Raw genomic sequence first — 17,737 nt, forward strand, 5'->3', positions numbered from 1 at the left:
CCCTCGTTTTCACGAAAGCGCCCGGGTCGGGTACTGCCAAAACTGCCAAAAGGGGGGCGTCGGGAGCTTTTGGCGGTTTTGTCAGTACCGCCCCCGGGCGCTTTTGAGAATTCGCGGCCTGTGCCGCGTCCATCCAGCGGCCCATCAGCGGCGCCCCCGGCTGTAAACCACCTGCGGCCGGCCGCCCGTGTCCACCGTCAGCTCGGACAGGTGCCGGTGCGCGGCCAGCATGTCCAGCGCCTCGGCCACCAAGTCGCGGTCTGTCAGGCCGGACCACGCAGCCCGGTACACGTCGCGCGCTGTGAAGCCGGCCGCGTCGAGCTTGCCCGCGTCGAGCTTATGCAGGATGGCCCGTGCCGCCTGCACTGTGGCCTGTGCACCGCTGGCGTAGGCGCGCATCAGGTGACTCTCGAAGTAGCCCGCCAGGTCCAGCGCGCGCGCTGTCGCCTGCAGCCCCACCGCGCCCGCGCCCTCATCGGCTACATGCAGCGCCAGCGCCAGCGCCGGGACGTGCTTGCGGAACTTGGACAGCGCCGCTTCCACCGCGGGCGCCGTGTCGTTACCGCGCAGCTTGCGTTCCAGCTCGCCGCGCCATTGCAGGAACAGCTCTCGCGCCTCATCCGTGAAGCGGACGAAGGGCAGGCCCTCGGGCTCGCCGCGAAAGTCCGTGTCCTGCTGGGCGTCCATGTCCTGCGGCTGCAGGCCCTCGATGCGGTCAAACAGCGCATGAACCGCGCGCCGGGCGCTGCTGTCTGGCGCCGTGTCGGCGTCGCGCCACTCGCCGGGCTGGTCCGGCCAGCAGATCAGGAACCGCTGCAGTAGTCCGTCATCCCCAGCGCCGCCGCGCTGCGCCGTCCGGATAAACTGCGCCAGCGGGCCGGGCTGGATCGCGCCCACGATGGAAAGCCGCGCATCCGGAATCGTCACGGTGCCGCGTCCGATGCGGTCGAAGGTGTACCGGCCTCCGCTCCAGGCTTGCAGGTAGAAGGCGCGCGCCGTGGCGTTGTCCTCCTTGCCCAACGCCACCAGCAGGCCGCGCAGCTCATCGCGCAGCAGCAGCACGCCGTCAGGGTTCTCCGCTAGCACCGCGCCCAGCGCCTCATAGGTCAAGTCATTGACCAGGAAGCGGCGGCGCGCCGGCCGCTGCAGATCGGAAGCGGCCAGCAGGTGCGCTACGTCCGCGCCTGGGTTCCTCTTCAGCAGCCCCTCGGCCTGCTTGATGTTGACCTTGGCGCGCAGCTCCTCAGCCCGCTGTTGGGCCTCGAAGTCGGCCAGCGCCGCGCCGTGCTGTTCCCCGGCTTGTGCCTCCAGGCGGGCCAGCGGCGCCAGCGCCTGCGCCATCGCCGGGGACTTCATCACGCCAGGCCGGCCCACGATCAGGCCCCACAGGTTGCCCCGCTCAGTCCAGTCAGTGCGCGCCTGCGGTTTGAAGGTGAGCTTGCGGCCCACCATGGACGCCACCGCCACTAGCAGCGGCACGGCCACGAAGTCGGGCGGGCATTGCATGCGCTCGCCCACGTCCAGCACCCATGGCCGGATTGCGTCAGGCAGCGCCTCGAAGGGCAGCGCTTGCACAGGCAGCAGCTCGGATGGCAGCGGCAGCGGGCTGGCTTTGGTGTCCACCGCATCAGGTTTGATGCGCAGCACAGGCGCCGGGCCGACGGCCAGTCGTGAATCCAGCACCGCCGCGGCCTGCTCTCGTTGTTGATGGCTCAAGCGCATAACAGCACTCCTTCGGCCAGCAGGTTGATGCGGCCCGCGGCCAGCGTCAGGCGCTGCCGGTCGTTATCGGTCAGCGCCACGCCTTGCGCCAGGTTGCCCGCTGCTACGGCCACCGTTAGCGCCTCGAAGGCCAGCACCTCCAATGCCATGCGAGGCGACAGGCCGGCAGGCTTTGCAGGGCTGCGGTGCGGCTTGTTGCCCTCCACGTAGGCGCCCAACTCGCGCGCAGCTTCCACGAACTCCAGGCCTCGGGCTTGCATGTGGAAGGCCAGCACGTCGCCGCCATGGGCCCCACAGGCCATGCAGCACCAGCCGCCGGACTCGGTGTTGATGCGCAGGCTGTCGCTGCCGCCGTGGAAGTCGCAGCGTGCCGTGCGCCACTTGCCGCGGCCTATGAGCACCAAGCCTTGCCCCTCGAAGTAGTCAGCGGGATCAGGCAGGCGGTCCCGGATGAATTCACCCATGGCGCCACCCCCTCACACGCTGCAGGACGTTGCGTATCTCGCTGAGGGCTTGTCGCGGCTGGCGCTGGTGTCCGGGTTGTCGGGCTGGCTTGGCGTCCGCAAAATGGCGCTGTTGTCGTTGTTGATCCTTGGAGCCTCGAACCGTTGCCGCGGTCGGGGCTCCGCCGCTTCTAGGGCGTTGCTGCTTCAGCATCAGCACCTCTCTAGGCGGCTTTGGCCTGTGCGGCTTGCTTACGAAGCCAGGCGGTCACGTCCGCTGCCCTCCACCGGGTGCAGCGTGCGCCCATGCGGATCGGCTGCGGGAAGTCGCCGGATAGCTTGCGGTAGATACTCGAAGTGGACAGGCCTGTGATGGCAACAACGGTCTGCAACGTCAGCAGGGCGTCTGGATTCTCTGCGGCCTGTATGGGTTGACGATGCTGGTGCGGCTTAAGCGACGCTACATAGGAAGGCTTAGGATGCATTGAGGCCTCATGGGTAAAAGACATGAAGCCATGTTCGGGACTTTTACATTCCGAAATTCATGCGAATAAGAAGCGACTTTCGCTAGGGTTTGCGAATACTCCGCCGATACCGTGCAAGCATCTTTTGAAGGTTGCTCACCTCCCGATCAACTTCAATCCCTACGGTGCGCCTGTTATGCGCAAGCCGCTTTGCCACAACCCACTCGCGCAGAATCCCACGGTCAGACTTCGCTGGCGCGCGATGCTCGGCCGCAAGCCTGTGATGATCAGCCACAAGCCCATATATTTCGGCGCCTGAGATTCCCCATGTTGATGGCCGCCCCGGGCGCTTGCGCAGCTTCATCTTGATCCCGGCCAACGCAGCTAGTGGGTTCAAGCCTGCTGTGTTTGTGATGGGTTTGGCTGGGCGGCCAATGCGCGGGTGCAAGGCAGCTTGCCTGTAGTCGTGCGCCCATTTGTCGTTGAACACTGCCAATTCCTGCAGGGTGTCCAGTAAGCAGAACAACTCAGCTGCCATCCCCTCAAAGAGGTCGGGATGCTTTGGAGCTTCGGGTGCAGGATCGTTCTCCGCTTGGAATTCGGCCTGCCACCGCGCCCTTGCCGCTCTAGCTACTGCTTTAGCGAATGGGCTGCCATCAGGCAGCTCGGGCGGTTCCGCTGGCCTCCAGTCCTCCCTATTGATTCCTGCGCTTAAACACTGCAACGAGCGTTCTGCCAGCCATCGCAGTTCTGCCGCCACGGTGGCGCGTTCTGTAGCTAGCAGTTTCCATGCAATAGCTGGAATCCTGCTGGTGCCTTTTTCCCCATTTCCCATGTTTGCGCGCCCCCTCCGGCGCCACCCTTGAGAGAAGGCCGCGCCAGCCGGGCAAGGGAACCCGGTTGTCCTCCCGTCGGAGTAGGCGCGGCCGGAACTCAACTCAGGCAGCCCGCAGCGGCACCACCTTGGCGCCTTCGCGCAGCCGGTCCAAGTAGTCGGCCCATGCCTGCATCGTTTGCCGGCGCTGGTCCATGAACTCGGCCCGGTCATAGGCCATGCCCAGCGGCCCCGTCTTGCCGTGCGCAAGCTGGGCCTCCACCACGTCAGCTGGGATGCCCGGCAGCCGCTCAGCAATGAGAGTGCGCGCCATGGCCCGGAAGCCGTGGACGGTCTGTTCCTCGTTGCTGTAGCCCAGCCGGCGCAGGGCGTTCCTCATGGTGTTGTCGCTCATGGGCCGCTGCGCACTCAGCAGGGAAGGGAACACGTAGGGGCCACGGTGCGCGCTCAGCGGCTGCATCTCGGCCAGCAGCGCCAGCGCCTGCCGGGACAGCGGCACCAGATGCGGCCGGCCGTTGGCCTTGGCGTGCTTACGCCGCTTCATCGCCGCGGCCGGGATGGTCCACAGCGCCGCCTCCATGTCGATGTGCGCCCACTCCATGCACCGGATGTTCCCCGGCCGCTGGAACAGCAGCGCGGCCAGCAGCAGCGCCGCGCGCGTGGCGGGCTGCCCGCCGTAGCCGTCAATGTCGCGCAGCAGCTCGCCCACCTTCGCCGGCTCCAGGATCGCGGCCATGTGGCGCACCTGCACCGGCTTCAGCGTGCCGGCCAGCGCCGCGGCCGGGTTGCTCTCGCACCGCCCGGTGGCGATGCCGTGTTTGAACACCTGGCCTGCGAACTCGCGCAGGTCGTGCGCCAGTTGCATTGCGCCGCGGGCCTGCACCTTGGTGAGCACCGCGCGCAGGGCAGGGGCCTTGATCTTGTCGAGCGGCAGCGTCCCCAGCGCGGGGAACAGGTCTTTCTCACTGCAGCGCAGCCACTGGCGGGCGTGGCTGTCGCTCCAGCCCTCGCGCTTCGTGGCGTGGAATTCGCGCGCCACCGCTTCGAAGGTCGTTGCGTTGCTCTCGGCCGCCGTCGCCTTGTCGGCCTGGCGCTTCTGCACGGGATTGGTCCCGGCCTTGTGCAGCTTGCGCGCCTCATCGCGGGCCGCGCGCGCTGCCTTCAGCCCCACCTCGGGATAGCTGCCCAGCGCCAGCCGGGATTCCTTCTTTCCGTCCGGGTAGAACTTCCAGAACCACCGCTTCCCGCCGCTGCGCGCCACCTCCAAATAAAGACCGCCGCTGTCGGCTAAGCGGGCGCGCGGCTTGTCAGGCGGGCAGGTGGCATTGCGGCAATCAGCGTCGGTCAGCATGGTCCGTTCCCCTACTTTGTCCCTGCAGCGGTCGGCCGTGTCCCGGCTGTTCCCCTACTTTTGTCCCTAGTCCGGGGCCTGTTCCCCTACTTGTTCCCCTACTTGGGACGCGCTGCATGGGGTCATTGTGGGGCAACGTGACAAGAAAAAGGCCCCTAAGCTGTTGATCTGCTTAGGGGCCTGAGAGCTTGTGAACCGTCCTGAAAGCCTAGAGTGGTCCCGCCGACAGGAATCGAACCTGTATTTGCCGCTTAGGAGGCGGCCGTTCTATCCATTGAACTACGGCGAGGGACGGACAGCGGGGGCGATTCTCGCACGGCGCGCCGGGGGCTCCGGCGCGGGGCGCTGCGGCCGGCTTCAGCGGCTCACTTGCTCAGCAGCCGCGTCGCGCCTTCAAGCCCGGCCAGCGTCAGCGGGAACATGCGCGGGCCGATGAGCTGCTGGATCAGCGCGATGCTCTGGCGGTACTGCCACAGCCCCTGCGGCTCCGGGTTGATCCAGGCGCAGTGCGGGTAGTGGTGCACCAGGCGCTGCAGCCACTCGGCGCCGGCTTCCTCGTTGTGGTACTCGACGCTGCCGCCGGGCTGCACGATCTCGTAGGGGCTCATCGTCGCGTCGCCCACGAACACCAGCCGGTAGTCCTTGTTGTAGGTGCGCATCAGGTCCCAGGTCAGCGTGCGCTCGGCGTGGCGGCGCCGGTTGTGCTTCCACACGAAGTCGTAGACGCAGTTGTGGAAGTAATAGAACTCCAGGTGCTTGAACTCGCTGCGCGCGGCGCTGAAGAGCTGCTCCACCGCCTTGACGTGCTCGTCCATCGAGCCGCCCACGTCCATGAGCAGCAGCAGCTTGACGTTGTTGTGGCGCTCGGGGACGAAGCGGATGTCGAGCAGCCCGGCATTGGCCGCCGTGGCGTGGATGGTGGTGTCCAGGTCCAGTTCCTCGGCCGCGCCCTCGCGTGCGAAGCGCCGCAGCCGCCGCAGCGCCAGCTGCATGCCGCGCACGCCGATCTCCGAGCTCTCGTCATAGTCCCGGAAGGCGCGCCGCTCCCACACCTTCACGGCGCTCTTTTCCTTGCCGGGGCCGCCGATGCGCACGCCGCGCGGGTTCACGCCGCCGTGGCCGAAAGGGGAGGTGCCGTTGGTGCCGATCCACTTCGAGCCGCCCTCGTGGCGCTCCTTCTGCTCGTCCAGGCGCTTCTGCAGCGTCTGCATCAGCTCGTCCCAATCCAGCGCCTGAAGCGCGGCGCGCTGCTCGGCCGTGAACTCGCGCTCCAGCGTGCGGCGCAGCCAGTCCTCGGGCAGCGCCAGCGCCACGTCGAGCTGCTCCACGCCCTTGAAATAGGCGCCGAAAGCGCGGTCGAAGCGGTCGTAGAGGGTTTCGTCCTTGACCAGCGCCAGGCGCGCGAACTGGTAGAACTCGTCCACCGAGGGGCCGATCACGCCGGCCTTGAGGCCTTCGAGCAGCGTCAGGAACTCCTTGAGCGACACCGGCAGCTTCGCCGCGCGCAGGCTGTAGAAGAAGTCGATCAGCATCAGGCTCTCGCAGGGTCGTGGCGCCGGAACCAGCGCAGCAGTTCGATGAGCACGCGCCGGGCGTGGCGCGGGCGGCGCAGGTCGGCGGCGTCGAGCACCAGCAGCCGCGACGGCACTTCCAGTGCCCGCAGCGCGTGGTGCTGCGCCAGCGCCTGCTGCAGCGGCACGCGGGCGTCGCGCGCGGCATGCACGATCAGCGTGGGGGTGCGCATCTCGCCGGCGCTGGCCTGCGGGCTGGCGATGAGCAGCCGCTCCGGGTCGGCCCAGGGCAGCGCGCCCAGCGCCTGCACCAGGCGCGGCCAGTCGCGGCTGGCGAGCATCGCGTCCCAGTCGAAGATGCCGCCCAGGCAGGCCAGCGCCGCGTGCGGCGAGCGCCGCGCGTTGAGCCAGGCCGTCAGGAAGCCGCCGTAGCCGCTGCCCGCGGCAAACAGCCGGCGCGCGTCGGCCCAGGGCTGGCGCTGCAGCCAGGCGCTGGCGGCATCCAGGTCCTGCAGCTCCAGCTCGCCCCAGCGGTGGGAAATGCTGCCGAGAAAGGCGTAGCCGAAGCCGGCGCTGCCGTGCACGTTGGCGCGCGCCACCACGCAGCCGCCCCAGGCCGCCAGCAGCGACGGGTTGAGCACCGTGTGCCAGCGCTCGCCGGCGGCGCCGTGCGGCCCGTCGGGCAGCAGCTGCAGCACCGGGTAGCGCCGCGCCGCGTCGAAGTCCGGGGGGTAATGCAGCCAGAGCTGGAATTCCTCGCCGCCGGCGCCGCGCAGCGTGACCTCCTCGGCCACGCCCAGGTCCACGCCGGACAGCCGCGCGTGGTTGAAGCGCTCGACGCGCAGCGGCGGCTGGCCGGCCAGGTGCACGTGCACGCGCGCCGGATGCTCCAGCGCGTCGGCCACCGTCACCAGCGTGCCGGCGGTCTTGTCGAAGGCGCGCAGCCAGCCGCCGCGCACCAGCACCTCGGCGCGGCGGTCGGCCACGTCGAAGCGCCACAGGTGCTGCCGCCCGTGCTGCTGCGCGCGCAACAGCACGGCGATGCCGTCTTCCTCCCAGCACAGCGGCGCCTCGACGGCGTGGTCCCAGGCCGCGCTGAGCACGCTCCAGGCGCCGGACTCTTCCTCCCACAGCGCCAGCTGCGCAGGCTGGTCGTGCTTGAGGCCGACGTGGCGCGCCACGAAGGCCAGCCGCGCGGCGGTCAGCGCCGAGGGCGGTGCCCAGCGCGGGGCGGCGCAGTCCCAGGCCGCGTCGCGCACCAGCCAGCGCAGGGCGCCGCCGTCGATGTCGAGCTCGGCCAGCGCGCGCGGCCCGCCCGGCAGCAGCGGCGCGCAGGTGAAAGCCACGCGGCGGCCGTCGGGCGAGAGGTCGAAGGCATGCGGCGCCTCGTCCAGCGCGCAGTCCAGGCCTGCGAACAGGTCGCGCACCGCGCCGGACTCCGCGTCGATCAGCAGCAGGTGCGCCGCGCGCGCCTCGGCGCCGTCCTCGACCCACGCGCCCTGGCGCCGCAGCCGCTGTCGGGACTGCTCACGTCGTGCCTGCGCGCCGGTGTCGCCCAGGTCCCGCCACACCCTCGACACCGCCAGCAGCCGCCGCCCGTCTGGCAGCCAGCGCGGCGCGTGCGCGCCGCCGGGCAGGGCCGTCAGCGCCCGGGGCGCGGCGCCGTCCGGCGCGGGGTCGAGCAGCCACAGCTGCGCCGGGGCGTGGGGATCGGCAACGGGCCGGGCGCTGCAGGCGATGCGCTCGCCGCGCGGCGACCAAGCCGGCGCGCCCGCGTGCAGCTGCGGCGGCGTCAGCGGCCGCGGCGCGGTGCCGCGGCGCGTGTCGAGCAGCCACAGGCGGGACGCCATCCGCTCGCCGGTGGCCGCGTGCACCTCCAGCGCCGCGCGCGCGGCGTCGGCGCACAGCGCGATGGCGCCCGGGTGTTCAAGGCGCCAGAGCAGGCGCGGGTGCAGGCGGCGCGCGCTCATGGGTCAGGCGCGCTCCAGCCGGGCCTGCAGGTGGCGCTTCACCGCGGGCCACTCCGGGGCGGTGATGCTGTAGACGGCGGTGTCGCGGACGGTGCCGTCGGGCAGGCGCTGGTGATGGCGCAGGATGCCGTCGAGCTGCGCGCCCAGCCGCTCGATGGCGCGGCGCGAGTTGAAGTTGAGCCGGTGCGTGCGCAGCTCCACCGCCAGGCAGTCCAGCGCCTCGAAGGCGCGCTGCAGCAGCAGGAACTTGCACTCGGTGTTGAGCGGCGTGCGCTGCACGCGCTGCGCGATCCAGGTGCTGCCGATCTCGACGCGGCGGTTGTCGGCATCCACGTTCATGTAGCTGGTCATGCCCACGGGCACGCCGTCGGCGTCGAGCACGGCGTAGGGCGTCATGCTGCCGCGCTCGTGCAGCGCCAGGCGCCGCGCGATCTCGGCCTCGACCTCGTGCGGCGCGGGCACGCGCGTGAACCACAGCTTCCAGAGCTCGCCGTCCTGCGAGGCCTGCGCCAGCGCCGGGGCGTCGTCCCGGGACAGCAGCCGCAACCCGGCGTGGCGGCCCTGCAGCGGGAGGGCTGCGGGCCAGCTCAAGTGGACCTCCCGGACCTCGTTTGCAGGGCGTTACAGCGGCGGCAAAGGGGCCGTTGTTGCTTCAATTTCATGGCCCGGGATGATCGCACCATCGCCTTCAGTCGGACCCGGCGGGGGTCAGGGTTGTTGGTGCGGGAGCAGGTCGTGTCGGTCGGGACGGAAACGCAAGTGCGCAGGGCGATGGGCTGGCTGGCGGCGGGTGGCGTGCTGCTGGCTTCCACCGCCTGGGCGCAGGGCGAGGCAGCGCCGGACATGCTGGCGGCACCGCCGGCCGAGCCCCGCGCCGAGGCGGCGCCGCCGCCGCCCCAGGCCGCCAGCGACGTCGCCCCGGCCGCTCTCACCGCGCAGCCCGCGGCCGGCGCAGCGACGCAGGGTGCGCTCGGCCGGGTCGGGGCCGTGCTGCCCCTGGAAAGCTTCGAGCCCCAGTTGCTGGCGCTGTGGCGCCCTGCGGCCAAGCCCGTGCCGCCGCCGCCCGTGCCGCCGCTGTTGCCGCCCGAGGAAGCCCCGCTGCTGCCGCCGGCACCCTACGCGGCGCCGAGCGTGTGGTCGGCGCAGGCCTACAAGCTCGTGCCCGACAAGCCGCTGGCCGCGCTGCGCATCTACGCCGCGCGCCCGCGCGTGCCGCTCAAGGAAACGGCCTTCACCGCACCGCTGTCGTGCAACGTGGACCCGTTTGCCAGCCTCAGCACCGACGAACGGCAGCAGCAGCTCCGCAAGAGCTGCGGCCGCGACCAGCTGCGCCTGGGCGTGGACGGCTCGCGCGTGGTGCTGCCCACGGTGCAGCAGGCGGCGCTGCTGGACAAGCCGCCGCCGGCCTCGCCGCAGGCGCCGGCCAGGCTGGAGCTCGACCAGCAGCGGTCCGAGCAGTGGTCGGCGCTCGATACCCCGATGACCACCAGCGTGCGCCTGGGCTGGCAGGGCTCGCGCGAGGGCCGGCTCGGCCAGGTCAGCAGCGACCAGCGCGCGCTGCTGGCCACCGGCAGCCTGGTGCGGCTCGGACCTGACGCCATGCTCGACGTGAGCGTGGGCCGCCAGCGCACGGGCAACTGGCGCAGCGGCGAGATACGCACCCGCACCGCCGTCACCGGGCTGTGGCGCCCGCTGGGCGAGCACATGGTCTATGCGCAGTGGGCCGACGAGGCCACCGGCATCGCCCGGGAAGTCGGCCTGCGCTGGTGGCTGCAGCCCGGGCGCGTGGCGCTGGACGTGGGCGCGCGCCGCAATGCCGAGGGTCAGCTGCTGGAGCCGCGGGTGTCGCTGTCGATGAGCGGCTTCCTGCGCTGACAAACAGAAAGAGAACGCGACCGGAGCCGCGCCCGGGTCGCGCGGCGCGTCGTTTGAACGCGGGTCTCAGCGGTGCTGGCGCTGCATGGCCACGAGCTTGTGGAACAGCGCCAGGTCCTGCTCGTTCTTGAGCAGCGCGCCCACCAGCGGCGGCACGCTCACGCGCTCGTCGCTGCTGTGCAGCGCCTCCAGCGGGATGTCCTCGGCCAGCAGCAGCTTGAGCCAGTCCAGCAGCTCGCTGGTGGAGGGCTTCTTCTTCAGCCCGGGCAGGTTGCGGATGCGGTAGAAGTTGTCCAGCGCCGCGGCCAGCAGCTCGTGCTTCAGGCCGGGGAAGTGCACGTCCACGATGGCGCGCATGGTCGCCGGCTCGGGGAAGCTGATGTAGTGGAAGAAGCAGCGGCGCAGGAAGGCGTCGGGCAGCTCCTTCTCGTTGTTGGAGGTGATGAAGACCAGCGGCCGGTGCCGCGCGCGCACGGTTTCGCGCGTCTCGTAGACGTGGAACTCCATGCGGTCGATCTCGCGCAGCAGGTCGTTCGGGAACTCGATGTCGGCCTTGTCGATCTCGTCGATGAGCAGCGCCACGGGCTGCTCGGCCGTGAAGGCCTGCCACAGCACGCCCTTGACAATGTAGTGGTGGATGTCCCTGACGCGCTCGTCGCCGAGCTGGCTGTCGCGCAGCCGGCTCACCGCGTCGTACTCGTAGAGGCCCTGCTGCGCCTTGGTCGTGCTCTTGATGTGCCACTGCAGCAGCGGCATGCCCAGCGACTTGGCCACCTCCTCGGCCAGCATCGTCTTGCCGGTGCCGGGCTCGCCCTTGACGAGCAGCGGGCGCTGCAGCGTCAGCGCGGCGTTGACCGCCAGGCGCAGCTCGGGCGTGGCGACGTACTGTTCGGAGCCTTGGAATCTCATGGCGCGCAGCCGATGTGTGTCGGCGGGTTTGCAGGGGTGGCGTCTCAGTATAGGAGGCCCCTAGACTGCTTCTTGACGCCGCGCAAGTTGCCCTTTGTCCTGTCCCGCGGCGGCCTCTTGCCGGGGCCGCCTTCCTCCTCAGCTCCCCAACCAGACGATGACCAAGACCCTTGCCCTGTCGCTGGCCCTGGCCGGCTCCCTCGCCACCGCCGCCGCGCATGCCCAGTCCGCCGCCCCGTCGTCCACCGGCGCGACGGCCGGCGATTCGCGCGTGGCGATGTGCATCGGCTGCCACAGCATTCCCGGCTACCAGGCCAGCTTCCCGCAGGTCTACAAGGTGCCCATGATTTCGGGCCAGAGCCAGAAGTACCTCGAAGCCGCGCTGCAGGCCTACCGCAAGGGCGAGCGCAAGCACTCGACCATGCAGGGCGTGGCCGCCTCGCTGGGCGACCAGGACATCGCCTTCCTGTCCGCGCACTACGCCCAGCAGGTGCCCGCCGAGGCCGCGCCCGCGCCGGCCACGCCCGCCGAAGCGCCCAGGAACGTGGCTGCGCTGCTGACCAAGGGGGCCTGCGTGTCCTGCCACGGTGCCAACTTCAGCAAGCCCATCGACCCGAGCTATCCCAAGATCGCCGGCCAGTACGCCGACTACCTCTTCGCCTCGCTCAAGGCCTACCGCACCGAGAACAACGCCAGCGTCGGGCGCGCCAACCCGATCATGGGCGGCATCGTCAGGCAGTTCAGCAACGCCGAGCTCAAGGCCATGGCCGACTACATCGGCGCGCTGCCCGGCGAGCTCTACACGGTGCCGCAGGCGCGCTTTCGCTGACGGCCGCTGACACACCCGCCCGGCGCCGCCGCCGGGCTTGTCCCGGATCAACGCCGCGGCTGCGGCCGCCGCCGCGGCGCGCCGCAGGACCGATACTCGCGGGCTGACCCCTTTGCCGGAGCGCCCGCCATGATCGAGTTCACCCTGCCCACCATGACCTGCGGCCACTGCGTCAAGACCGTCACCCAGGCGGTGCAGCAGCTCGACGCCGCCGCGCGGCTGGACATCGACCTGCCCACGCACAAGGTGCGCATCGAGTCCGAGCTGCCCGCCGAGGCCTTCGCCAAGGTGCTGGAGGAGGAGGGCTACACGCCCACCGTGTCCTGAAGCCGCCGCGCCGCGGCCCCATTTCTTCTTTCAAGCAGTATCCCGATGAGTGACGACGACACGCCCAGCGGCAACGCTTTCGAGCTGCTGGGCGGCGAGCCCGCCGTGCGCCGGCTCGTGGACCGCTTCTACGACCTGATGGAGCTGGAGCCGGCCTACGCCGGCATCCGGCGCCTGCACCCGGCCGACATGCAGGGCTCGCGCGACAAGCTGCACTGGTTCCTGTGCGGCTGGCTCGGCGGCCCCAACCACTACATCGAGCGCTTCGGCCATCCGCGGCTGCGCGCGCGGCACCTGCCCTTCGCCATCGGCCTGGCCGAGCGCGACCAGTGGCTGCACTGCATGCAACAGGCGATGCAGGAGCAGGGCCTCGACCCGGCGCTGGCGCAGCGCCTGGAAGACGCCTTCTTCAACACCGCCGACTTCATGCGCAACAAGGGCGGCTGAGCGGCTGGCGCCGCGGCGGCGGTCTCAGCCGCGCAGCAGCACTACCAGCGCGCCGTGCCCGCCCTGGCTGCCGCGCGCCTGCACGAACGCGGCGACCTCGCTTTTCTGCACCAGCCACGCGCGCACCTTGCCCTTGAGCACCGGCTGACGCCCGGGCGAGCCCAGGCCCTTGCCGTGCACCACGCGCACGCAGCGCAGGCCGCGCTGCATCGCCTCGCGCAGGAAGGCGCCCAGGCGCTCGCGTGCGGCGTCGCGGCGCAGGCCGTGCAGGTCCACCTCGGCCTGGATCGACCACTGGCCGCGGCGCAGCCGCTTGAGCACGTCGGGACTGACGTCCGGGCGGCGAAAGCTCAGCTCCGCGTCCGTCTCCAGCAGCGTCTCTACGTCGAATTCGTCGGACAGCGCCTCCTGCAGCGCCGCCTGCTCGTCGAGCTCGCGCTGGCGCGGCCACGGCGCCGGGCGCGGCAGATCGTGCTGCTTGCGCCCGTGCGCCTTGAGCGGCTGCACCGGGCCGACCGCCTGCGCGAACAGCGTGGCCGCGTTCTGGGCGCGGCGCGCCGCCTCGCGTTCGCGCTGGCGCAGCTGCTCGGCTTCCTGGCGGCGGTGTTCCAGCACGCGCTTGAGGGCATCAAGGTCGTGCAGGCTGCGCAGCTTCACGTTCATGGGATGTCCTGCTACTTCCAATGCGCTGCGCGCGGGTCGGTCTGTCCGGGAAAACCATTGTCCATGCAGGACGGCCCCCTTCGCCCGCGGGTGGCGGCGCGCCCTTGCGCCGCGTGCGGTCCCTGGCGCCGCGGCCGGCGCCTGGAGCGCCTAGAGCAGCCCGCGCTCGGCGAAGGACACGGTCTGCCCGGTGCCGATGACCAGGTGGTCGAGCACCGCCACGTCCACCAGCTGCAGCGCGCTTTTCAGGCGCTGGGTCAGGAACTCGTCGGCGCGTGAGGGCTCGGCCAGGCCGGAAGGGTGGTTGTGGGCCAGGATCAGCGCCCCGGCGTTGAGCTGCAGCGCGCGCTTGACCACCTCGCGCGGATACACGCTGGTCTGCGTGAGCGTGCCGCGAAAGAGTTCCTCCATGCACAGCAGCCGGTGCTGGCTGTCGAGGAACAGCACGGCGAACACCTCGTGCTCCAGTCCGGCCAGGCGCAGCGACAGGTAGTCCTTGACCTTGGCCGGCGCGTCGAACACCGGCGAGCGCGCCAGCTCCACCGCCAGCGTGCGCCGCGCGATCTCCATCACCGCGCCGATCTCGGCCTGCTTGGCCGGCCCCAGGCCCTTGATCAGCGCCAGCTGCTGCGGTTGTGCCCGCAACAGGCCCGGCAGCCCGTTGAAGTCGGTGAGCAGCTTGTCGGCCAGCTGCAGCACGTTGAGCTCGGGCAGCCCGGTGCGCAGCAGCAGCGCCAGCAGTTCCGCGTCGGCCAGCGCCCCGGCACCGCGGGCCAGCAGCTTCTCGCGCGGCAGCGCGTCGGCAGGCAGGTCTTTCAATGGCATGGTGTCCAGGACGGCCAGGGGCCGGCTCGTAGAATTGAAGGCTTTTCCGCAGACCAGAGTTTCAACCGCCGTGACCACGATCCAGCCTGGGGCCTTCCTGACCCTGCACTACCGTCTGTCGGGTCCCGACGGCGCCGATCTCGTCAACACCTTCGGCGGCAAGCCCGCCACGCTCACGCTGGGCACCGGCGAGCTCGCGCCGGCGATGGAGGCACGCCTCATCGGCCTGACCGAGGGCGCGCACCAGCGCTTCGAGCTCGCGCCCGGCGAGGCCTTCGGCGAGCGCAACCCCGAGCTGCTGCAGCGCGTGAAGCTGGCGCTGCTGCGCGAGCTGGGCGACCCCGATGCCGAGTACGGCGTGGGCGACGTGGTGCAGTTCCCCACGCCCGGCGGGCAGGCCAGCTATGCCGGCGTGGTGCGCGAGGTCGGGCCGGACTGGCTGCTGTTCGACTTCAACCATCCGCTGGCCGGCCAGGCGGTGAATTTCGAAGTCCAAGTCATCGGGGTGCTGTGATGGGTGGCGTGCAGGAAGTGGTGCTGGCGCAGCCGCGCGGCTTTTGCGCCGGGGTGGACCGGGCCATCGAGATCGTCGAGCGCGCGCTGGCGCGCTTCGGTGCGCCGATCTACGTGCGCCACGAGATCGTGCACAACACCTACGTCGTCAATGACCTGCGCGCCAAGGGCGCCATCTTTATTGAAGACCTGGCCGAGGTGCCGCCCGGCGCGACGCTCGTCTTCAGCGCCCACGGCGTGAGCCAGGCCGTGCGCCGCGAGGCGGCCGAGCGCGGCTTCCACGTCTTCGACGCCACCTGTCCGCTCGTGACCAAGGTGCACGTCGAGGTCGCCAAGCTCGCGCGCGAGGGCTACGAGTTCATCATGATCGGCCACAAGGGCCACCCGGAAGTCGAGGGCACCATGGGCCAGCTCGACGCGGGCATCCACCTCGTCGAGGACGTCGAGGACGTGTCCCGTGTGCAGGTGCGCGACCCGTCGCGGCTGGCCATGGTGACGCAGACCACGCTGAGCGTGGACGACGCCGCCGAGATCCACGCCGCCGTGCGCGCGCGCTTCCCGCAGGTGCGCGAGCCCAAGAAGCAGGACATCTGCTACGCCACGCAGAACCGCCAGGACGCGGTGAAGCTGCTCGCGCCCGCGGTGGACGTGCTCATCGTGGTGGGCAGCCCCACCAGCTCCAACAGCAACCGGCTGCGCGAGCTGGCGCAGCGCCTGGGCACGCCGGCGTACATGGTCGATGCCGCCGAAGACCTGCAGCCGCAGTGGTTCGACAAGGGTGTCCGTGTCGGCCTGACCGCCGGCGCCTCGGCCCCGGACATCCTGGTGCAGCAGGTGATCCAGCGCCTGCGCGAGCTCGGCGCCCTGAGCGTGCGCCGCATGCAGGGCGTGGAGGAGCACATTCGCTTTCCGCTGCCCAGGGGCCTGAGCGAGCGCCCGGCCGCCAGCGGCTCCGAGCCGGCCTGAAGCGGCGCCGCACGCGCCTGCGCAGCCCCGGCGGCCCCGGGGCGCGCGGGCGGCGAGGGGAGGGCGCGGGGCGTGCTTCCTACAATCCCGGCCTCTCAAAGGAACACCTTCACCATGCTCGACATCTCTTTGCTGCGCCGCGACCTCGACGCGGTGGTGGCCCGCCTCGAAACCCGCAAGTCGCCGCAGCCCTTCCTCGACGTGGAGCGCTTTCGCGCGCTGGAAGCGGAGCGCAAGCGCATCCAGTCCGCCACCGAGGAGCTGCAGGCCAAGCGCAACGCGCTGAGCAAGCGCATCGGCCAGCTCAAGGGCAAGGGCGAGGACACCGCGCCGGTGATGGCCGAGGTGGCGGGCATCGGCGACGAGCTCAAGGCCGGCGCCGAGCGCCTGGACGTGCTGCAGTCCGAGCTGCAGACGATGCTGCTGGGCGTGCCCAACCTGCCGCACGAGAGCGTGCCCGTGGGCGCCGATGAGGCGGCCAACGTCGAGGTGCGGCGCTGGGGCAGCCCGCGCGAGCTGGGCTTCGAGCCGCGCGACCATGTGGACCTCGGTGCGCCGCTGGGCCTGGACTTCGAAACCGGCGCGCGCCTAGCCGGCTCGCGCTTCGCCTTCATGCGCGGGCCCGTGGCGCGGCTGCACCGGGCGCTCGCCCAGTTCATGCTCGACGTGCAGACCACCGAGCACGGCTACACCGAGTGCTACACGCCCTACATCGTCAACCGCGACGCGCTGCTGGGCACGGGCCAGCTACCCAAGTTCCGCGAGGACATGTTCTGGGTGCTGCGCGGCGGCGACGAGGAGCAGGCCGAGCAGTACCTGATCTCCACCAGCGAGATCCCGCTGACCAACAGCGTGCGCGAGCAGATCCTGGACGCGGCGCAGCTGCCCATCAGGCTCACGGCGCACAGCCCGTGCTTCCGCAGCGAGGCCGGCAGCGCCGGGCGCGACACGCGCGGCATGATCCGCCAGCACCAGTTCGACAAGGTGGAAATGGTGCAGGTCGTCCACCCGGAGCGCAGCTACGAGGCGCTGGAGGAGATGGTCACGCACGCCGAGGCCATCCTGCAGAAGCTGGAGCTGCCCTACCGCGTGGTGGCGCTGAGCACGGGCGACATGGGCTTCGGCGCGGCCAAGACCTACGACCTGGAGGTGTGGCTGCCGGCGCAGAACACCTACCGCGAGATCAGCTCCTGCTCCAACTGCGAGGCCTTCCAGGCGCGGCGCATGCAGGCGCGCTTCCGCAACGCGCAGGGCAAGCCGGAGCTGGTGCACACGCTCAACGGCTCCGGTCTGGCAGTGGGGCGCACGCTGGTGGCGGTGCTGGAGAACTACCAGCAGGCCGACGGCTCCATCGCCGTGCCGGCCGCGCTGCGGCCGTACCTGGGCGGGATGGAAGTGCTGCGCGGTTGAGCGCGGACGGCTGGCGCAGCGGCAGTAAAGAGATGGTGAGCAGCGTGGCAACGATGTTTTTTCGCTGTTCCCGCATCCAGGGCTGGCGCAGCTTCAAAAAGTCAGGCTAGAATGCAAGGCTTCACCGGTTGACCACGGTGAAGGTTCCCGGAAAGGTGGCAGAGTGGTCGAATGCGCCGGACTCGAAATCCGGTATACAGGTCTCCTGTATCGAGGGTTCGAATCCCTCCCTTTCCGCCAGCGGCAATGCTGGGCGCGCCGGGTGCTCGATGCAATCGGCAGGTCGGAAAAATCGCCGCAAGATGTTGACGAAGTTTAAGAAACGATGTCATAATCTGCGGCTTCGCTGATCGACGGCGATGCTTGGTGAGTTGGGGTGCTGGTGGCGCGATGCGCGGCTGGCGTGACGAGCCAAGCGACGAGGTTGATTGGCAGAAGATTGAAAAGCCTGAGCGTTTGACAAGGTTTTTAAGAGGTGTCAGAATAGCAGGCTTCGCTGATCGAAACAGCGAGACGCGCAGCAGGTTGCTGCAGCGGGTCGAAACAAGGTTCGATGCTCTTTAAAAACATACAGCCGATAAGCGTGGGCGTTCGAGGCGTTGGGTGAGGTGCCTGACACATCGGAGCTTCGGGGATGCCTGGAGTTCCTGGGGCCTTTACTGGTCTCGAACGCTCTG

18 protein-coding genes and 2 tRNA genes are annotated in these 17,737 nt (G+C 70.1%); 8 read left to right on the plus strand and 12 right to left on the minus strand.

Annotation, left to right across the window (positions count from 1 at the left end; genetic code table 11):
* Positions 1–144 precede the first annotated feature (144 nt).
* The 9 genes from FJ694_RS28470 to FJ694_RS28510 all read right to left on the minus strand — a co-directional run bounded on the left by FJ694_RS28470 (position 145) and on the right by FJ694_RS28510 (position 8,887).
* Entirely contained in the window at positions 145–1,716 is a 1,572-nt protein-coding gene (locus FJ694_RS28470; RefSeq protein WP_198321045.1) for a YfjI family protein, read from the minus strand.
* Positions 1,713–2,186 (minus strand): CHC2 zinc finger domain-containing protein, encoded by a 474-nt coding sequence (locus tag FJ694_RS28475; protein ID WP_157270923.1) that lies wholly within the window; start codon positions 2,184–2,186, stop codon positions 1,713–1,715. The genes FJ694_RS28470 and FJ694_RS28475 overlap by 4 nt, the downstream gene beginning before the upstream one ends.
* A gap of 203 nt (positions 2,187–2,389) precedes the next feature.
* Positions 2,390–2,674: a helix-turn-helix transcriptional regulator gene (locus FJ694_RS28480; RefSeq protein WP_310735072.1), complete on the minus strand. Its 285-nt coding sequence runs from the start codon at positions 2,672–2,674 to the stop codon at positions 2,390–2,392.
* Between the two features lie 58 nt (positions 2,675–2,732).
* Positions 2,733–3,464: a hypothetical protein gene (locus FJ694_RS28485; protein ID WP_157270924.1), complete on the minus strand. Its 732-nt coding sequence runs from the start codon at positions 3,462–3,464 to the stop codon at positions 2,733–2,735.
* Positions 3,465–3,567: 103 nt separating this feature from the next.
* Entirely contained in the window at positions 3,568–4,815 is a 1,248-nt protein-coding gene (locus tag FJ694_RS28490) for a tyrosine-type recombinase/integrase (RefSeq protein WP_157270925.1), read from the minus strand.
* Positions 4,816–5,029: 214 nt separating this feature from the next.
* Positions 5,030–5,104 (minus strand) — tRNA-Arg (locus FJ694_RS28495).
* A gap of 76 nt (positions 5,105–5,180) precedes the next feature.
* A complete protein-coding gene (locus FJ694_RS28500) occupies positions 5,181–6,347 on the minus strand; it encodes a vWA domain-containing protein (protein WP_157270926.1) in 1,167 nt (388 codons plus the stop codon).
* The gene (locus FJ694_RS28505; protein WP_157270927.1) at positions 6,347–8,296 is read right to left on the minus strand and encodes a S9 family peptidase; all 1,950 of its coding nucleotides are present in this window, start codon (positions 8,294–8,296) and stop codon (positions 6,347–6,349) included. The genes FJ694_RS28500 and FJ694_RS28505 overlap by 1 nt, the downstream gene beginning before the upstream one ends.
* 3 nt (positions 8,297–8,299) lie before the next feature.
* Complete coding sequence (locus FJ694_RS28510; protein ID WP_157270928.1) at positions 8,300–8,887, minus strand: GNAT family N-acetyltransferase; 588 nt, start codon at positions 8,885–8,887, stop codon at positions 8,300–8,302.
* Between the two features lie 168 nt (positions 8,888–9,055).
* Between FJ694_RS28510 and FJ694_RS28515 the strand changes: the two genes are divergently transcribed.
* Entirely contained in the window at positions 9,056–10,171 is a 1,116-nt protein-coding gene (locus FJ694_RS28515; protein WP_157270929.1) for a hypothetical protein, read from the plus strand.
* A gap of 66 nt (positions 10,172–10,237) precedes the next feature.
* Here FJ694_RS28515 and FJ694_RS28520 read toward each other — a convergent pair whose 3' ends face one another.
* Complete coding sequence (locus tag FJ694_RS28520) at positions 10,238–11,080, minus strand: AAA family ATPase (protein WP_157270930.1); 843 nt, start codon at positions 11,078–11,080, stop codon at positions 10,238–10,240.
* 157 nt (positions 11,081–11,237) lie between these two features.
* Here FJ694_RS28520 and FJ694_RS28525 point away from each other — a divergent pair, with 157 nt between their 5' ends.
* From FJ694_RS28525 to FJ694_RS28535, 3 genes are all read left to right on the plus strand, one after another.
* Positions 11,238–11,909 (plus strand): c-type cytochrome, encoded by a 672-nt coding sequence (locus FJ694_RS28525; RefSeq protein ID WP_157270931.1) that lies wholly within the window; start codon positions 11,238–11,240, stop codon positions 11,907–11,909.
* Between the two features lie 129 nt (positions 11,910–12,038).
* Entirely contained in the window at positions 12,039–12,236 is a 198-nt protein-coding gene (locus tag FJ694_RS28530) for a heavy-metal-associated domain-containing protein (protein ID WP_157270932.1), read from the plus strand.
* A gap of 45 nt (positions 12,237–12,281) precedes the next feature.
* Complete coding sequence (locus FJ694_RS28535) at positions 12,282–12,683, plus strand: group II truncated hemoglobin (RefSeq protein ID WP_157270933.1); 402 nt, start codon at positions 12,282–12,284, stop codon at positions 12,681–12,683.
* Between the two features lie 24 nt (positions 12,684–12,707).
* Here FJ694_RS28535 and FJ694_RS28540 read toward each other — a convergent pair whose 3' ends face one another.
* Positions 12,708–13,346: a Smr/MutS family protein gene (locus FJ694_RS28540; protein ID WP_157270934.1), complete on the minus strand. Its 639-nt coding sequence runs from the start codon at positions 13,344–13,346 to the stop codon at positions 12,708–12,710.
* A 150-nt stretch (positions 13,347–13,496) separates the two neighbouring features.
* A complete protein-coding gene (gene radC / locus FJ694_RS28545; protein ID WP_157270935.1) occupies positions 13,497–14,171 on the minus strand; it encodes a RadC family protein in 675 nt (224 codons plus the stop codon).
* A gap of 70 nt (positions 14,172–14,241) precedes the next feature.
* On the opposite strand from radC, the gene FJ694_RS28550 reads away from it, so the two are divergent.
* The 4 genes from FJ694_RS28550 to FJ694_RS28565 all read left to right on the plus strand — a co-directional run bounded on the left by FJ694_RS28550 (position 14,242) and on the right by FJ694_RS28565 (position 17,300).
* Entirely contained in the window at positions 14,242–14,685 is a 444-nt protein-coding gene (locus tag FJ694_RS28550) for an FKBP-type peptidyl-prolyl cis-trans isomerase (RefSeq protein WP_232540264.1), read from the plus strand.
* Positions 14,685–15,650 (plus strand): 4-hydroxy-3-methylbut-2-enyl diphosphate reductase, encoded by a 966-nt coding sequence (ispH, locus tag FJ694_RS28555; protein ID WP_157270937.1) that lies wholly within the window; start codon positions 14,685–14,687, stop codon positions 15,648–15,650. Before FJ694_RS28550 ends, ispH begins: the two co-directional genes overlap by 1 nt.
* 114 nt (positions 15,651–15,764) lie before the next feature.
* Entirely contained in the window at positions 15,765–17,060 is a 1,296-nt protein-coding gene (gene serS / locus FJ694_RS28560) for a serine--tRNA ligase (protein ID WP_157270938.1), read from the plus strand.
* Between the two features lie 149 nt (positions 17,061–17,209).
* Positions 17,210–17,300 (plus strand) — tRNA-Ser (locus FJ694_RS28565).
* The last annotated feature ends 437 nt before the right edge of the window (positions 17,301–17,737 follow it).

This window comes from Azohydromonas aeria (assembly GCF_009760915.1).
In the GTDB taxonomy this organism is placed as follows: Bacteria; Pseudomonadota; Gammaproteobacteria; order Burkholderiales; family Burkholderiaceae_C; genus Azohydromonas; species Azohydromonas aeria.

Excerpts from the sequence above, each read along its gene's own strand:
- FJ694_RS28505 (WP_157270927.1), bottom strand. The coding sequence starts at position 8,296 with ATGAGCGCGCGCCGCCTGCACCCGCGCCTGCTCTGGCGCCTTGAACAC.
- FJ694_RS28525 (WP_157270931.1), top strand. The coding sequence starts at position 11,238 with ATGACCAAGACCCTTGCCCTGTCGCTGGCCCTGGCCGGCTCCCTCGCC.
- serS (WP_157270938.1), top strand. The coding sequence starts at position 15,765 with ATGCTCGACATCTCTTTGCTGCGCCGCGACCTCGACGCGGTGGTGGCC.
- FJ694_RS28500 (WP_157270926.1), bottom strand. The coding sequence starts at position 6,347 with ATGCTGATCGACTTCTTCTACAGCCTGCGCGCGGCGAAGCTGCCGGTG.
- FJ694_RS28530 (WP_157270932.1), top strand. The coding sequence starts at position 12,039 with ATGATCGAGTTCACCCTGCCCACCATGACCTGCGGCCACTGCGTCAAG.
- FJ694_RS28540 (WP_157270934.1), bottom strand. The coding sequence starts at position 13,346 with ATGAACGTGAAGCTGCGCAGCCTGCACGACCTTGATGCCCTCAAGCGC.
- radC (WP_157270935.1), bottom strand. The coding sequence starts at position 14,171 with ATGCCATTGAAAGACCTGCCTGCCGACGCGCTGCCGCGCGAGAAGCTG.
- FJ694_RS28490 (WP_157270925.1), bottom strand. The coding sequence starts at position 4,815 with ATGCTGACCGACGCTGATTGCCGCAATGCCACCTGCCCGCCTGACAAG.
- FJ694_RS28520 (WP_157270930.1), bottom strand. The coding sequence starts at position 11,080 with ATGAGATTCCAAGGCTCCGAACAGTACGTCGCCACGCCCGAGCTGCGC.
- FJ694_RS28480 (WP_310735072.1), bottom strand. The coding sequence starts at position 2,674 with ATGTCTTTTACCCATGAGGCCTCAATGCATCCTAAGCCTTCCTATGTA.
- FJ694_RS28535 (WP_157270933.1), top strand. The coding sequence starts at position 12,282 with ATGAGTGACGACGACACGCCCAGCGGCAACGCTTTCGAGCTGCTGGGC.
- FJ694_RS28485 (WP_157270924.1), bottom strand. The coding sequence starts at position 3,464 with ATGGGAAATGGGGAAAAAGGCACCAGCAGGATTCCAGCTATTGCATGG.
- ispH (WP_157270937.1), top strand. The coding sequence starts at position 14,685 with ATGGGTGGCGTGCAGGAAGTGGTGCTGGCGCAGCCGCGCGGCTTTTGC.
- FJ694_RS28475 (WP_157270923.1), bottom strand. The coding sequence starts at position 2,186 with ATGGGTGAATTCATCCGGGACCGCCTGCCTGATCCCGCTGACTACTTC.